Below are 15,004 nucleotides of genomic sequence, written 5' to 3' on the forward strand. Positions count from 1 at the left end.
GCGTCCGTCAGTACAAATCGCGCCATTCAAAGCTTGAATCACAATCAGGCTCAAAGTGGAATCCTGAATCTCAACAGGCCCTAGCTCAGCTGTTCTTCATAGGTGCATGTCAGCGCCCTCATGCCAGGCGCCTTTTGCGCCCGCCGCACACCGCCTTCAGGCAGCGCGGGGCGATACGATCTTCTGTGCCGGCTTCTTCTTCTTCGCGGTGTGGAGAAGGGCGGCGACGATCGCGGCCGGACCGATTGCGCGGTAGTGGTTGGCCAGCGCCGGTTGCTTGGCGCGGTTGGATTCCTGCTTGCTGCGAGGCATGTCTCTCTTCCCAGGTAACATTTTCGTGTCCGCGTTTGATGGCCGATTCTGACCAAATCGTGACGCCCGCTGATCTAGCCGACGAATGTTTCATGACTGTGCCGACATGTTTAATAAAATGTTTCAGTGCATCATTACCTGTGATCCAGCGATGTTTTTGCCGAAACTAGCGACTTGACGGCAACACAAGCCAAGGCGATAAAGCCGCCCATGAAAACGTCTTTCGCCATTTGTGGCATTTGCATTATTGGCTAGCCTCGCGCTGGTCCGGACGTTTTCGCCTCATCTTCCCCAGATTGGACAAACGCCCCGGCCAGCAGGCTGGAATCCGATTTGCGCCTCGGCGCAAGACAGGTTCCATCCAAACAAAAAGTTCTGAACCGGGAAGGCACGAATGTCTGACGCATCGCAGGGCCTGCGCCTCTACAACACGCTGACGCGAGCGAAGGAGGATTTCGTCCCGATCGATGGGCGCAATGTGCGCATGTATGTCTGCGGCCCGACCGTCTATGACTTTGCCCATATCGGCAATGCCAGGCCGGTGATCGTCTTCGACGTGCTGTTTCGCTTGCTGCGTCATGTCTATGGGCAGACGCACGTCACCTATGTGCGCAACATCACCGACGTCGACGACAAGATCAACGCGCGCGCCTTGCGGGATTTTGGCGGCGAGGTCGCTTCAGGCACGCTTTCGCTCAACGAAGCGATCCGGCGGGTCACCGAAAAGACCGCCGATCAGTTTCACCGCGACGTGGCGGTTCTTGGCTGCCTGGAGCCGACGGTCGAGCCGCGCGCCACCGAATTCGTCGAGCCCCGCGCTGATGGCAAGGTGGACATGATCACCCTGATTCAAAGCCTGATCGAACGCGGCCATGCCTATGTTGCCGCGGGCGAAGTGCTGTTCGACACAGCGTCGATGCCTGACTACGGCCAGCTGTCGAAACGCAATCTCGACGAGCAGCAGGCCGGCGCTCGCGTCGCCGTCGACGCGCACAAGAAAAACCCCGGCGATTTTGTCCTCTGGAAGCTGTCGTCACCGGAGGAGCCCGGCTGGAATTCGCCATGGGGCAGGGGCCGGCCCGGCTGGCACATCGAATGTTCGGCGATGTCGGCCGCCTATCTCGGCGAGGTGTTCGACATCCACGGCGGAGGTCTCGACCTGATCTTCCCGCATCATGAGAACGAGATCGCCCAGTCGCGCTGCGCCCACGGCACCGATGTCATGGCCAACATCTGGATGCACAATGGCTTCCTGCAGGTCGAAGGCCAGAAAATGTCGAAGAGCCTCGGCAATTTCTACTCGATCAACGAACTCTTGGAGACCGAGACCTTCGGTGGCCGCAAATGGCCGGGTGAGGTGCTGCGGCTGGCGATGCTGATGACGCACTATCGCGAGCCCATCGACTTTTCCGTGCGCAAGCTGGAAGAGGCCGAGAACACGCTGCGCAAATGGAAGCGGGCGGCCGACCTGGCGCCGGCTGCGGCAGGTCAGTTGCCCGCGGAGGTTATAGATGCCTTGTCGGACGATCTCGCCACCTATGCCGCCTTCCAGCTTTTGACCCAGTTGGCCGGCGAGTCAGCGGACGGCAACGATGCGGCGGCCGCACTGAAGGCGTCGCTGCTGTTCTTCGGCTTCGATGTCGCCTCGGCGAAGGTTGATGAAGACCACGTCGCCAAGGCCATCGCCAAGCGCCTCGCATTCATCGCCGCCAAGAACTGGGTCGAAGCCGACCGCATCCGCGACGAACTGTTGGCACAAGGTATACAGTTGAAGGACGGCAAGGATCCGGTCACCGGCGAACGCATCACCACTTGGGAGGTGAAGCGGTGAGGGTGGCGCGAAACACTTTTGCAAGGTTGGCGAAGACGCTGGCGACAGCCGATCTCCCCCCTTGCGGGGGAGATGTCCGGCAGGACAGAGGGGGGTGTGAAGGAACGCCAGCGTTTCTGTTTGCCCACTCTCGTTTCGACCGTTTTCCGAAAAGGCAGCGGTCTCCAGTTGATAAGCGGGCGGGACAGCACCCCCCTCTGTCCTGCCGGACATCTCCCCCGCAAGGAGGGAGATCGGCCCTAGTCGCCGATTTCGCTAGTTGCCGGCGAAGGGGTGTTTGATGGGACACGATCTTGTTCCGCAACGACACCGCCGGAATGCAAAATCCATGCGTCGCGTTATGACCGATGCGGAGTTGAAACTTTGGAATGAGTTGCGCGCTCATCGGCTGATGGGAATGAGCTTTCGGCGGCAGGTGCCGATTGGACCTTACATCGTCGACTTTGCTTGCTCAGCCTATCATCTCGTTGTCGAGGTCGACGGTAGCCAACATGCGGATAGCGAAAATCTACAACATGACGAGACACGCAGCGCATATTTGAAGCGCTCGGCTGGACCATCCTGCGCTTCTGGAACGACGACGTCATTCGCGATATCGACAATGTCTGCCAGCACATCGTTATCGAAGCTGGCCTGGCCGGCGCTGAAAAGCCAGTACCCGAACCAGCAAGGGAGTCCGTTTCATGATCGACCATCTCGGCATCACCGTTGCCGATTTCGACGCTTCGAAGGGTTTCTACGACAAGGCGATGGCGCCCCTTGGTGCCGCGCTGCTGTACATGGTGCCCCTGGAATACACCGGCGGCGCCAAGGTCGGTGGCTATGGCCGCGACCGGCCGGTGTTCTGGCTGAGTACCGGCAAGGACAAACCCAATGACCACCAGCACGTCGCCTTCACCGCGCGCAGCCGCGCCGAGGTCAATGCCTTCCATGCCGCGGCCCTTGCCGCCGGCGGCAAGGACAATGGCGGGCCGGGCCTGCGTCCGCACTATCACCCGGACTACTATGCCGCCTTCGTCTTCGATCCCGACGGCAACAATGTCGAGGCCGTCTGCCATGCCCCGGAGTGAGCGGCGATGAGCCTCGACAACCGGCCGATCTACACCGGCGGCTGCCAGTGCGGCGCGGTGCGCTTTCGCGTCGAAGGCGCGTTGGGGGACGCTTCGATCTGCCATTGCCGCATGTGCCAGAAGGCGTTCGGCTCGTTCTACGCGCCGCTGGTTTCAGTGCGCGAGGCGAAGCTCGACTGGACGCGTGGCGAGCCGAAATATTTTCGCTCATCCAACCATGTCGATCGTGGTTTTTGCGGCAATTGCGGCACGCCGCTGACCTTCACCGCGCCGGATGGTGTCGGGCTGGCGATCGGTGCGTTCGACAATCCGGCGGAGATCGCGCCGCTGATCCAGTGGGGCACGGAGGCAAAGCTGCCCTATGTCGATACGATCCCGCAATTGCCGGGCGAGGAGACCATGGCCGACATGTCGTCGGCCCCCTACCTGGCCGATCTCGTCTCCTATCAGCATCCAGACCACGACACCGAACAATGGCCGCCAGAGGAAAAGCCATGACCGAGACAGTTAGAACCGGTGGCTGCCAATGCGGCGCCGTGCGTTTCCGCATTCATGGGGCGCTCGGCCGCCCCTCCATCTGCCATTGCCGCATGTGCCAGAAGCAATTCGGCTCGTTTTTCGGTGCGCTGGTGACGGTGCCCAGGGATGGCGTCGAGTGGACCCATGAAGAGCCGAGCTATTTCCAATCGTCGGTCAACATCGATCGTGGTTTCTGCGCCAGATGCGGGACGCCGCTGACCTATCGGCAGCCCGGCGGACTTGAGATCGCCATCGGCGCCTTCGACGACCGTTCCGATCTCGCCCCGCAGATCCAAATCAATTACGCAGCGCGGCTGCCCTGGGTGGAGACGATCTTCGATCAGCCCGTTCATCAGGACCCCGACTACTACGCGAGGCAGGAGCAGATCATCTCCTTCCAGCATCCCGACCATGAAACAGCGGACTGGCCGACCAAAGGTTTGCAACTATGAGCAGTCAATTGCGTACGCTCTACCCCGAGATCGAGGCGTTCGATTCCGGCATGCTCGATGTCGGCGACGGCCATCAGGTCTACTGGGAGCGTTCCGGCACCAAGGGCGCCAAGCCGGCCGTGTTCATGCATGGCGGGCCAGGTGGCACCATCTCGCCAAAACATCGGCGGCTGTTTGACCCGAAGCTTTACGACGTCATCCTGTTCGACCAGCGCGGCTGCGGAAAATCGACGCCCAACGCCTCGCTCGAAGCCAACACGACATGGCATCTGGTCGCCGATATCGAACGTTTGCGCGAAATGGTCGGCTTCGACAAATGGCTGGTGTTCGGCGGCTCCTGGGGCTCCACGCTTGCGCTCGCCTATGCCGAGACGCACCCCGAACGCGTCAGCGAACTGGTGGTGCGCGGCATCTACACACTGACGCGCGCCGAACTCGAATGGTACTACCAGTTCGGCGTTTCGGAGATGTTCCCGGACAAATGGGAGCGTTTCCTGGCGCCGATCCCCGAGGCCGAGCGCGGCGACATGATGGCCGCCTACCGCAAGCGGCTGGTCGGCAGCGATCGCAAGGCGCGGATCGAAGCCGCCCGCGCCTGGAGTCTGTGGGAAGGCGAAACCATCACGCTGTTGCCGGAGCCCGAAACCAGCGGTCCGTTTGGTGAAGACGACTATGCCGTCGCCTTCGCCCGCATCGAGAACCACTATTTCGTCCATGCCGGCTGGCTGGAGGAAGGTCAGCTGTTGCGCGATACGCACAAACTTGCGGATATTCCCGGCACCATCGTCCATGGCCGCTACGACATGCCGTGCCCGGCGCGCTATGCCTGGGCGCTGCACAAGGCCTGGCCGAAGGCGGATTTCCATCTGATCGAGGGCGCCGGTCATGCGTATTCGGAGCCGGGCATCCTTGACCGGCTGATCCGCGCGACGGACAAGTTTGCAGGCAAATGACCATGAGCCGCGAGCGCCTCTATCTCTTCGACACCACGTTGCGCGATGGCCAGCAGACGCCGGGCATCGACTTTTCCGTCGAGGACAAGATCGCCATCGCCAAACTGCTTGACGCCTTCGGCCTCGACTATGTCGAGGGCGGCTATCCCGGCGCCAACCCGACCGACACGGCCTTCTTCCAGGAGAAGCGCACGGCACGCGCCAAATTCGTCGCCTTCGGCATGACCAAGCGGGCAGGGGTATCGGCGTCCAACGATCCCGGCCTTGCATCACTGGTGCAGTCGAAATCGGACGCCATCTGCTTCGTCGCCAAGAGCTGGGACTACCATGTCCGCGTCGCGCTCGGCTGCACCAATGAGGAGAACCTCGACGCCATCAAGGCCTCCGTCGAGGCGGCGATCGCCGCCGGCAAGGAGACATTGGTCGACTGCGAGCATTTCTTCGACGGCTTCAAGGCCAATCCCGACTATGCACTGGCCTGTGCCAGGACCGCTTATGATGCCGGCGCGCGCTGGGTGGTGCTGTGCGACACCAATGGCGGCACGCAGCCGTCGGAAGTCCGCGCCATTGTCGAGAGCGTCATCGCCTTCGGTATGTCAGGCGATCATCTCGGCATCCATGCCCATGACGACACTGGCCAGGCCGTGGCCAATTCGCTGGCCGCGGTCGAGGCCGGCGTGCGCCAGATACAGGGCACGCTCAACGGTATCGGCGAGCGCTGCGGCAACGCCAACCTGATCTCGATCATGCCGACGCTGGCTCTGAAGCCGGCTTTCGCCGATCGTTTCGAGACGGGCATTTCGACTGAGGCGCTGACCGGTATTTCGCGCCTGTCGCGCGCCTTTGATGAACTCTTGAACCGCGCCCCGGAAGCGCAGGCGCCCTATGTCGGCGCATCAGCCTTCGCGACCAAGGCCGGCATCCATGCTTCGGCGCTGGCCAAGGAGCCGGCGACCTATGAGCATGTGCCTCCGGAAACGGTCGGCAACCGCCGCCGCGTCATGGTTTCGGATCAGGGCGGCAAGGCCAATTTCCTCGCCGAGCTGAAGCGGCGCGGCATCGACGTGCCGAAGGACGATCACCGGCTCGACGCGCTGATATCAGTGGTCAAGGAACGCGAGGCCGAGGGCTATGCCTATGAGGGTGCCGACGCCAGCTTCGAGCTTCTGGCGCGCAAGATGCTGCACGGCCTGCCGGAGTTCTTCAACGTCACCTCGTTCCGCTGCATGGTCGAGCGCCGCTTCGACGCCAACGGCCAGTTGAAGACGGTGTCCGAAGCGATCGTGAAAGTGCTGGTCGACGGCGAGGAGAAGATGTCGGTGGCCGAGGGGCACGGCCCGGTCAACGCACTCGACATCGCGCTGCGCAAGGATCTTGGCAAATTCCAGGGCGAGATCGCCGATATGGAGCTTGCCGACTTCAAGGTGCGTATCCTCAATGGCGGCAGCGAGGCGATCACCCGCGTTCTGATCGAATCGCATGACGGCACCGGCGCGCGCTGGTGGACAGTCGGCGTTTCCGAAAACATCATCGACGCCTCGTTCCAGGCGCTGATGGATTCCATCGTCTACAAGCTGATGAAGAACCGCGAGATGGCCGGCCTTGTGGCGGCCGAATAGGGTTGAACCATCAGCGAAAGTCCATTGATCCATCAGAACTTTGCGATGGTCTTGGCAAGATGGCTGGGCCATAGCGTTGGGCCATGGCCACTGAAGCGATTACCCTGGACGCGGACTCGAAGGCACGGCGCGGCTTTTTGCTGGCGCTTGGCGCCTATCTCTTGTGGGGAATGCTGCCCTTCTACATGAAGGCCGTGGCGCATCTGCCGCTTGCTGAAGTGATAGCCCATCGCATCGTCTGGTCGGTGCCGATCGCCGCCGCCGTCCTGATCTGGGCTGGCCGCACGGCGGACTTCAAGGCGGCGTTGCGTTCGCCGCGCACCATCGCCATGGCCGCGCTGACGGCGGCGCTGATCTCGGTCAACTGGGGCATCTATGTCTGGGCGATCGCCGTCGACCGCACCGTCGAGACCGCGCTCGGCTATTACATCAACCCGCTGGTCAGCGTCGTCGTCGGCGCGCTGTTGCTGGGCGAGCGGCTCGACCGTCTGCAGATTGCGGCCGTGGTGCTGGCGGCCGTCGCCGTCGCCGTGCTGACCATCGAGGGCGGCAAGCTGCCCTGGGTGTCGCTGGCCTTGGCGTTTTCCTTCGCCGCCTACGGCTTCTTCCGCAAGACGCTGCCGATCGGCCCGAGCCAAGGGTTTCTGCTCGAAGTGCTTTTGCTGTCGGTGCCGGCCCTTGGCTACATCGTCTACCTGATCGCGACCGGACAGGACCACATCGTATCCAGTAGCGGTACCGATACGGCGCTGCTGATTGGCTGCGGTCCGGTCACGTCGGTGCCGCTCTTGCTGTTCGCCTTCGGCGCCAAGCTGCTGCGCCTCTCCACCATCGGCATCATGCAATACATCGCGCCGACCATGGTGTTCCTGATCGCCGTGCTGATCTTCGATGAGCCTTTCGGCACCACCCAGGCCGTCGCCTTTGCACTGATCTGGGCGGCACTGGCGGTGTATTCCTGGTCGATGTTGACGACAGCGCGCAAGGCTTCTGCCCGGTAAGGAGTTTCGATGTACTTGCTGCATATCGCCAACAAGAACTATTCCTCATGGTCGTTGCGGCCCTGGGTGTTGATGCGAGAGCTGGATATCCCATTCGAGGAGCGGCTGACGCCATTCCCGACCGGCTCGAGCTGGAGCCTCTATCGGTCGTTCTCGCCCAGCGGCCGGGTGCCGTGCCTGATCGACGACGGTTGGGCGGTCTGGGATTCGCTGGCGATCGCCGAATATCTCGCCGAGCGCCACCATGGTGTGTGGCCTGTCGAGGCCAAGGCACGCGCCTGGGCGCGTTCGGCCGCCGCCGAGATGCATTCGAGTTTCACCGCACTGCGTGGCGCCTGTCCGATGAGCTGCGGCCTGCGCGCGAAACCGTTTCCGATGTCCGATGCGCTGAAGCAGGACCTCTTTCGCCTCGGCGACCTCTGGAACGATGGCCTTGCTCGTTTCGGCGGGCCGTTTCTGGCCGGCGCTCATTTCACCGCCGTCGACGCTTTCTTTGCCCCGGTGGCGTTTCGCGCACAGTCCTATGGGCTCTCTTTCGACGGTGCGGCTACAGCCTATCCGGCGCAGTTGTTTGCCCTGCCGGCGATGCGCGAATGGTATGCGGCTGGCCTTGCCGAGACCTGGCGCGAGCCCGACCACGAAGCGGAAGTCGCCGCCGCCGGCACCATCATCGAGGATTTTCGCGCGGTTTGAGCGCTTACATCCGCCCGAGGCGCCGTACGAACAAATAGGTACCCGCCGCGACAACCATCGACACGCCCGACACCACCCAGAACCCCATCGGCGTGTTGACCAGGGGCAGCCCGCCGACATTCATGCCGAACAGGCCGGAGATGATGGTCATCGGCAACAGCACCGCCGTCATCACCGACAGCACATAAAGCAACTGGTTCGACTGCGTCGTCAGCTTGGCCATCAGCTCGTCCTGCAGCAGCCGGGCGCGCGCCTGCAACTGTTCGCCGTCATAGTGCAGCGTCTGCGCACGGTGCGACAGCCGCGCCGCCATGTCGTTGATTGTGTCAGGCAGGTCGTTGCGGTGCGAATGATCGAGATGGCGAAACAGATTGGTCAGCGTCGCCATTTGCCGGTGGATCACCACCAGGTGCCGCCGAGCATCGACGAGGGATTGCCGCTCATTGTGCCATGCGTCGCAGACGATGCGATCCTCGATGCCGTCGAGACTGTCGCCGAGTGCCGCGAGTTCGGCCACCATGCCGTCGAACGATTGGCCGACGACCGCCTCGATCAACTCGGCCGGCGAGCGGAACTTGCGCGATCCGTTCTCGATCGCCTTGCGGATGTTGTCGACCGACTGCAGCGGCTGCTTGCGGGCGCCGATCAGCATGGTGTCGTTGAGGGCGAAGCGGAAATGGCCAAGCCCGCCTGCTTCCGCCGAATAGTCATGTCGCAGGTCCGGCAGGTCGCCGTAGAGCCAGTCATCCTCGAGGTCGATGTGACAGCCATGGGTGGCGGAGAGGAAAGCTTCGCGCACCGGCCCCGGCAAAGCCCTTTCGGCGCCGATCTCCTGGCGTGCGTGCAGGTCGGTGATCTGATAGCTGCGCCATGTCCAGTGCGCGGCGGCTGCGTCCCTGGCTCGCACGCCCTCTGCGGTGAAGTGATAGATGAAGAACAACCCGTGCTCGTCGGGCAGGTAAGGCGACAGGTCGGTGCCATCCGGGGCGAGAGCGATATCCATGGGCGCGGTGCCAGATGCAGGTTTCGAACATGGCGCCGCATGGCGGCCGCCTGACCCTTGATGTCTAGCACGGGCGAACCCGGTTTCGTGTGACGGTTTCTTGACGGCCGATCACAGTCTGTCGATCACTGACGTCAATCCGGTGGTGACGCTTTCGCCGCCACCGGATTGCGCCCTCTCAACGCTTCGGGCCGAACCCAGGGTAAGGGTTAAGCGAGCACGATTGCGGCTATATCCATCATGCCGGCCTTGACCAGGGGACGAGCCGCTGGTGCTGGCGATCCCCGAAGATGATCCGCTTGTCCAAATATCGGAGATCGGGCCGCATCACCTTGACGGCCGCATTTGGATCACGGTCGTGCGCCAGCCCGATGACACCAACCGCGGGCAATTCCTTGCCGCCTGCGCCAAAGCCGGTTTTCTGCCCGACATCGCCTATGAGACGGCGGACCCGCTGACCTCGCTCGGTCTGGTTAGCGCCGGTCTCGGCCTGGCAACGGTGCAGGCCAGTCTGCGTGCCGGCGCTTCCTCGCGGATAGTGTTTCGCGATCTGCCATGGTTCGAGCGCACGGTTTCCATCTATCTTGCCTGGCGTCGTCCCTGACCGCCGCGCGGTGATCGCCGGCTTGCGGCAGGCAGCTGCAGTAGGCAGTAGGCTAGGGCTCCGCACTCAGGTTAACAAAGACCTGACGACAGTTCGGCGGTGTCGGCTTTTGTGCCGGTAATAGGAATTTTTTCTTGATTCCGTGATCTCAGCTATGGTACATATTCGTCCATGGTGCTGATTTGCGCCAGTGACCCGCCGCACAGGCGGGTTTTTCGTTTGATGCTCCGTCAGCCAATGCGCAGGCGAAGGCAGCGAAGGAACCCGTTAAGCCGAGTTCGTTGCCCTGGCAGTAGGCAGTAGGGTTGCCGTCCCCCGGCATTCACACTGCCTACCGCCCTATTCCCTACTGCCTCACATCTTGTCTATCACCGACTGCACGCCCTCGGTCGGGGCGTCGACGGAGGATCCAGCCACCATGATGGCGGCGACGATCGCTTCGGGGTCGTCGACGACCAGCGGCTTGACCCGTTGCGCGGTGTGGATGAAGCCCTCGGCGGCCATGTGATCGAGCAATGCCAGCATCGGATCCCAGAAACCACCGACATTGCCGAAGACGATCGGCTTGCGGTGATGGCCGAGCTGCGCCCAGGTCATGACCTCGACGATCTCCTCGACCGTGCCGATGCCGCCCGGCAGCGCCACAAAGGCGTCGGATTTCTCGAACATCTTGTGCTTGCGCTCATGCATGTTGTCGGTGATCAAGAGCTCGTCGAGCCGGCCAAGCGCGGTTTCGGTCGCTTCCTTGTTGATCAGGAAGCGCGGAATGATGCCCGTCACCTTGCCGCCAGCGCGCAAGGCGCCTTCGGCGACGGCGCCCATGATTCCTTTGGTGCCGCCGCCATAGATCAGCCGCAGGCCCGCTTTGGCAATCGAGCGCCCGAGCAGGTGTCCGGCCTTGATATAGATTTCATCGCGGCCCGGAGACGAGCCGCAATAGACGCAGACGGATCGAATCGTGTTCATGCCGATGATTGGTGATTGGGTCTGAAAGCTGGGTCAAGCCCCAAGGGTGAACAAGCCCGGGCTTTTTCTTGTCGGCTTTGGCAAAACAGGTTAGACCGGCGTTAGGTGGCTAAGGGGTAGGGAAATATGGCAATTAATCCATTGAAGGCGTTCCTGTTCGCGGCGGGTGGGACCGTTGCGGTCGCGGGAACCGCCTATGTATCGGGCGCACTCGACCCGTATCTTAATCCGACGCCGCCGGCGCAGGTGGCTGCCTTGACGCCGCCCGCGGCGCCGAAACCGGCTGATCCCGATACGGAAGCGCGGCTGCCTCAAGCTGAGGTCCCAGCCGCTCCCGCCGCGGTGCCCCAGGCAACGGCACCGGCCGCACCGGCAACGGATGCGGCGGCTCCGGCAGGTCCGATCGCACCGTCCTTCGATGTCGTGCGCGTCGAGAGCAATGGCTCCATCGTTATCGCCGGCAATGCGGCGCCCAATTCAAAGGTCGAAATACTCAACGGCACGGCCGTGCTCGGTTCGACGGTCGCCGGTCCCGATGGCGCCTTTGTTATTATTCTCGATGATCCGCTGAAGCCCGGCGACTACACGATCGCGCTGCGTGCGACGACCGGCGATGTCGTGACACCCTCGGTGCAGACCGCTGTCGTCTCGGTTCCCAAGGATGCGGCCGGCCAGGTGCTTGCCATGGTCGAGGAGCCGGGCAAGCCGGCGGAACTGCTTGCCGTTCCCGCACCCGAGACAAAGCCAGCCGCACCGGTTGCCGGCGACCAGGCTGCCGCTCCGGCCCCCGAAGCGCCCGCAACCGCTGCTCCGGCACCAGCCGCACCGGCACCAGCCGTGGTTGAAGCAGCACCGGCTCCAGCAGCGCCGGCGACGCCGCCCGCCGCAGCCGTGGCCGAACCCAAGATCGTCGTCGAGGCGGTCGAGATCGACGGCAACAAGATCTTTGTCGCCGGCCTCGCCGATCCGGGCCGCAAGGTGCGCGCCTATGCCAACGATATCCTGCTCGGTGACGCGCGGACATCGCCGGACGGCCATTTCCTGGTCGAGGCGATGCGCGACATCCCGGTCGGCAGCTATACCATCCATGTCGACGGTCTCGATGCCGACGGCGTGAAAGTGGTGGCCCGCGCCGCCGTGCCATTCGAGCGCGAGCCGGGTGAATCGATCGCCGCCGTGGCGCCCGCGGAGCCCAAGCCTGCCGACCCGAAGCCGGCCGCGCCCGCTGCTGTCGCGGCTGCCCCAGCGGAACCGGCACCGGCTCCTGCCATACCGGCAACCGAGGCGCCGGCCATTGCCGGGGTACCGGCTGAAACGGCACCGGCCACCGCGCCCGCTCCCGCCACCGAGGCGCCGGCCGTTGTGGCAGCGGCCCCGCCGCCAGGCAATGTGCCGGAGACCGTTGCGCCCAAGCTCGAGCATGCCGACGGTGCTATCATCATCCGCCGCAACGACACGCTGTGGCGGATTTCACGACGCGTCTATGGCCATGGCGTGCGCTTCTCGACCATCTACCTCGCCAACCAGGATCAGATCAGCGATCCTGATCGCATCTGGCCGGGGCAGGTGTTCAAGGTCCCGGAAAAGTCCAAGGAAGGCGAAGCCGCCGACCTCAAGGCGATGGGCGAGCAGGCAACGACAGCGCCGGCCAAGACCAATTAGAGTCCAAGGCCCTCCAAAGGTCGACGTCAGCTAGTTTGTTGAGCCGCTCAGGTGCAGTTTGAATCCGATCAAGTTCGGATCGCTCAGGTCGGGGCGTAGCTTCATGCTCGGAATCAAATAGTCGCCGCCATTCTGCCGGCGATAGGGGATGGGTTGCGTGGTCGCGAACGTCCTCATCCTCTCGCGCAAGCGCTCGGCAGTGGGCTCGAAGTCGGCTTCGCCGAAGCGGTCGACGCTATAGGCTACGAACGGCGGAAGGACGTCGTAGCCCGGGTAGTAGAGAATCCCGTGGTTGATCGGGAACAGCAGATCATCGATTGGTCCGTTGACGCCGCGAGGGGCATAGTGCTCCTCCCAGCCGCCGGCGGTCACGATCAACATTGCGCGCTTGCCCATCAAGGTTCCCTCGCCGTAGCGGTCGCCCCATCGTTTGTCACTATGTTCGCCCACACCGTAAGCGAAGCCGTAGGCAAAGACCCTGTCGACCCAGCCCTTGAGGATCGCCGGCATGGCAAACCACCAGAGCGGAAACTGGAGAATGAGGGCATCCGCCCACAGCAGCTTTGCGATCTCGGCCTTGACGTCCTCTGTCAGCGCGTCGGCCTCGAAAGACTTTTTGGAAGCCGCGGCAGGCATCAGCCGCGCATCAGACGCCAAAACCGGAAAGTCGGCCCGATCAACCGCTGATTTCCAACCTTGGGCATAAAGGTCCGTCACCCGCACTTCGTGGCCTTGTGCCTCGAGTTCTCTAATGGCGACGTCGCGGAGCGCGCCGTTGAGCGAGCGCGATTCGGGATGAGCGAAGACAAGTAGAATTTTCATGCGGGGACTCCTTGGATTGAAAAACTGGTCCCTTAGCTAGGCAATATCGACATAATCCGCTACGCATTCGTAATGCATAAGATTGTGCCGAATAATGGATAAATCAGATATCACCCTCGAACGCATGCGCACCTTCATTCGCGTTGCGGAACGGGGCAGTCTGTCGTTGGTTGCCGGCGAACTGGGCATCGGGCAATCGACGGTTACGCGGCATTTGCAAGAGCTTGAAGAGGCAGTGGGTGTGCCTTTGCTCAGCAGGACCACCCGGCGGGTCACGCTGACCGATGAGGGCAGCCGGTACTATGCTAACAGCGTCCAGATCCTGCGCCTTGTCGAGCAGGCCGGCGACGAAGCGCGGGGCGCACGTGGCGCGCCGGCCGGCACCGTGCGGATATCCTGTACGGCCGCTTTCGGGGTCTTGCACACCAGCCGGCTCATCTTCGCCTTTCAGGACCGATATCCCGACATCGGAATTGACCTCAGCCTCACCGATGAGCGTGTCGATCTCGTCCGGGAAGGCGTCGATATCGCGCTTCGCTTGGGTCCGCTAACGGACAGCTCATTGAGGTTGCGGGCCCTCGGCCTATCACGGCGCCTGCTCGTGGCATCGCCGGATTATCTGGCGGCGCGAGGCAGACCGGCTGTCCCGTCGGACCTGTCTGGACATGAGGGCATCCGGATGTCGAACGTGGCGGGCAGTGAAACTCTTGCTTTGCAGGGTGTCGGGGGCGAGCGCCATATGGTGCCTTTCGCGGGGCGACTGCGTGTCGACCATGGGCTTGCCGCGCGCGAGGCCTTGGTCGCGGGTCGAGGGGTCGCACCGGCCCACCGATGGCTTGTCGACGATCTTTTGGCGGCGGGACTGCTCGAGACGATACTGGATGATTATTCGCTGCCGTCCGCCCCATTGAACATGCTGATTGTCCCGGAGCGCTCGGGCGTTGCAAGGGTCCGCCTGCTGGTCGACTTCCTGGCCGAACGGATTGCCGACATCCCGGGGATCGAGAAGTCCAGCTCACAGCGTTAGCCGCTATCTGGTCTGCCCAGAAGAGTAGCTTGCGGCGGCGCCAGCCATCGTTTATCGCCGATGGACGATGAGCGACAGCCCCTTCGAAATCCATAGACTCCGCTCCACGTCGGAAGCCCCGGACAGCCGCGCCGTGGCCGCCCGGTTGGCAGCGCTTTCGCACCCGGCGCGGATCGAAATCCTGAAATACCTGTCGGCCAGCAGCTCCTGTTGCTGCCGCGAAGTCGTCGATCGTTTCGATCTGGCGCAGTCCACCGTGTCACAACACCTGAAGATACTGGTCGAAGCCGGGCTGGTCCGGTTCGAGCCTGATCGCCAGCGCTCGCGCTATGCGATCGACCACGCCGCGCTCGCCGACGTTTCGGCGTCGCTGACCGCCCTCGTCAATTCCTGCTGCTCCGGCCGCTAGAACCATGATCCCGAAAAGTGGAGCCCGGTTTTCGGACAAGATCATTGTCAAAAAGACATAA

Annotated in this window: 16 protein-coding genes and 1 pseudogene; 13 read left to right on the forward strand and 4 right to left on the reverse strand. The window is 62.8% G+C overall.

All coding sequences use genetic code 11. The annotated features are described in order from the left end of the window. Window positions 1–156 precede the first annotated feature (156 nt). A complete protein-coding gene (locus NKH02_RS19430; protein ID WP_109662740.1) occupies window positions 157–312 on the reverse strand; it encodes a hypothetical protein in 156 nt (51 codons plus the stop codon). A gap of 394 nt (window positions 313–706) precedes the next feature. Between NKH02_RS19430 and cysS the strand changes: the two genes are divergently transcribed. The 9 genes and pseudogenes from cysS (at window position 707) to NKH02_RS19475 (ending at window position 8,450) form a co-directional block, all read left to right on the forward strand. After that, a complete protein-coding gene (gene cysS, locus NKH02_RS19435) occupies window positions 707–2,143 on the forward strand; it encodes a cysteine--tRNA ligase (RefSeq protein ID WP_352880782.1) in 1,437 nt (478 codons plus the stop codon). A gap of 280 nt (window positions 2,144–2,423) precedes the next feature. Then, window positions 2,424–2,830: pseudogene (locus NKH02_RS19440) on the forward strand (endonuclease domain-containing protein). After that, the gene (locus NKH02_RS19445; RefSeq protein ID WP_352880784.1) at window positions 2,827–3,213 is read left to right on the forward strand and encodes a VOC family protein; all 387 of its coding nucleotides are present in this window, start codon (window positions 2,827–2,829) and stop codon (window positions 3,211–3,213) included. Before NKH02_RS19440 ends, NKH02_RS19445 begins: the two are co-directional and overlap by 4 nt. 6 nt (window positions 3,214–3,219) lie before the next feature. Then, window positions 3,220–3,711: a GFA family protein gene (locus NKH02_RS19450; protein ID WP_352868264.1), complete on the forward strand. Its 492-nt coding sequence runs from the start codon at window positions 3,220–3,222 to the stop codon at window positions 3,709–3,711. Next, window positions 3,708–4,184 (forward strand): GFA family protein, encoded by a 477-nt coding sequence (locus NKH02_RS19455; protein WP_352868262.1) that lies wholly within the window; start codon window positions 3,708–3,710, stop codon window positions 4,182–4,184. Before NKH02_RS19450 ends, NKH02_RS19455 begins: the two co-directional genes overlap by 4 nt. Further along, on the forward strand, window positions 4,181–5,137 hold the full coding sequence (gene pip / locus NKH02_RS19460; RefSeq protein WP_352880785.1) for a prolyl aminopeptidase: 957 nt from the start codon (window positions 4,181–4,183) through the stop codon (window positions 5,135–5,137). Before NKH02_RS19455 ends, pip begins: the two co-directional genes overlap by 4 nt. Beyond that, window positions 5,134–6,756: a citramalate synthase gene (gene cimA / locus NKH02_RS19465; RefSeq protein ID WP_352880787.1), complete on the forward strand. Its 1,623-nt coding sequence runs from the start codon at window positions 5,134–5,136 to the stop codon at window positions 6,754–6,756. The genes pip and cimA overlap by 4 nt, the downstream gene beginning before the upstream one ends. Before the next feature lie 83 nt (window positions 6,757–6,839). Then, window positions 6,840–7,757 carry an EamA family transporter RarD gene (rarD, locus tag NKH02_RS19470; RefSeq protein ID WP_352868255.1) on the forward strand — a complete coding sequence of 306 codons (918 nt, stop codon included), beginning with the start codon at window positions 6,840–6,842 and terminating at the stop codon, window positions 7,755–7,757. 9 nt (window positions 7,758–7,766) lie between these two features. Further along, window positions 7,767–8,450, forward strand: coding sequence for a glutathione S-transferase family protein (locus NKH02_RS19475; RefSeq protein WP_352868253.1), 684 nt, complete (start codon window positions 7,767–7,769; stop codon window positions 8,448–8,450). Between the two features lie 4 nt (window positions 8,451–8,454). On the opposite strand, the gene NKH02_RS19480 is transcribed toward NKH02_RS19475, so the two are convergent. Further along, window positions 8,455–9,453, reverse strand: a complete 999-nt coding sequence (locus NKH02_RS19480) for a transporter (protein ID WP_352880789.1) — start codon at window positions 9,451–9,453, stop codon at window positions 8,455–8,457. A gap of 271 nt (window positions 9,454–9,724) precedes the next feature. Between NKH02_RS19480 and NKH02_RS19485 the strand changes: the two genes are divergently transcribed. Further along, the gene (locus tag NKH02_RS19485) at window positions 9,725–10,057 is read left to right on the forward strand and encodes a LysR substrate-binding domain-containing protein (RefSeq protein ID WP_352880791.1); all 333 of its coding nucleotides are present in this window, start codon (window positions 9,725–9,727) and stop codon (window positions 10,055–10,057) included. 354 nt (window positions 10,058–10,411) lie between these two features. Here NKH02_RS19485 and NKH02_RS19490 read toward each other — a convergent pair whose 3' ends face one another. Beyond that, window positions 10,412–11,023: an LOG family protein gene (locus NKH02_RS19490; protein ID WP_352880793.1), complete on the reverse strand. Its 612-nt coding sequence runs from the start codon at window positions 11,021–11,023 to the stop codon at window positions 10,412–10,414. A gap of 126 nt (window positions 11,024–11,149) precedes the next feature. Between NKH02_RS19490 and NKH02_RS19495 the strand changes: the two genes are divergently transcribed. Beyond that, entirely contained in the window at window positions 11,150–12,685 is a 1,536-nt protein-coding gene (locus NKH02_RS19495; RefSeq protein ID WP_352880795.1) for a LysM peptidoglycan-binding domain-containing protein, read from the forward strand. A 30-nt stretch (window positions 12,686–12,715) separates the two neighbouring features. Here the strand turns inward: NKH02_RS19495 and NKH02_RS19500 are convergent, their stop codons facing one another. Next, a complete protein-coding gene (locus tag NKH02_RS19500; RefSeq protein ID WP_352880797.1) occupies window positions 12,716–13,507 on the reverse strand; it encodes an NAD(P)H-dependent oxidoreductase in 792 nt (263 codons plus the stop codon). A gap of 94 nt (window positions 13,508–13,601) precedes the next feature. On the opposite strand from NKH02_RS19500, the gene NKH02_RS19505 reads away from it, so the two are divergent. Together NKH02_RS19505 and NKH02_RS19510 are read left to right on the forward strand one after the other, a co-directional pair. Continuing rightward, entirely contained in the window at window positions 13,602–14,534 is a 933-nt protein-coding gene (locus NKH02_RS19505) for a LysR family transcriptional regulator (protein ID WP_352868289.1), read from the forward strand. Window positions 14,535–14,601: 67 nt separating this feature from the next. Next, window positions 14,602–14,943 (forward strand): ArsR/SmtB family transcription factor, encoded by a 342-nt coding sequence (locus NKH02_RS19510; protein WP_352880798.1) that lies wholly within the window; start codon window positions 14,602–14,604, stop codon window positions 14,941–14,943. Window positions 14,944–15,004 lie beyond the last annotated feature (61 nt).

The sequence above is a fragment of the Mesorhizobium sp. M1396 genome, from assembly GCF_040317725.1.
Classification (GTDB): Bacteria; Pseudomonadota; Alphaproteobacteria; order Rhizobiales; family Rhizobiaceae; genus Mesorhizobium.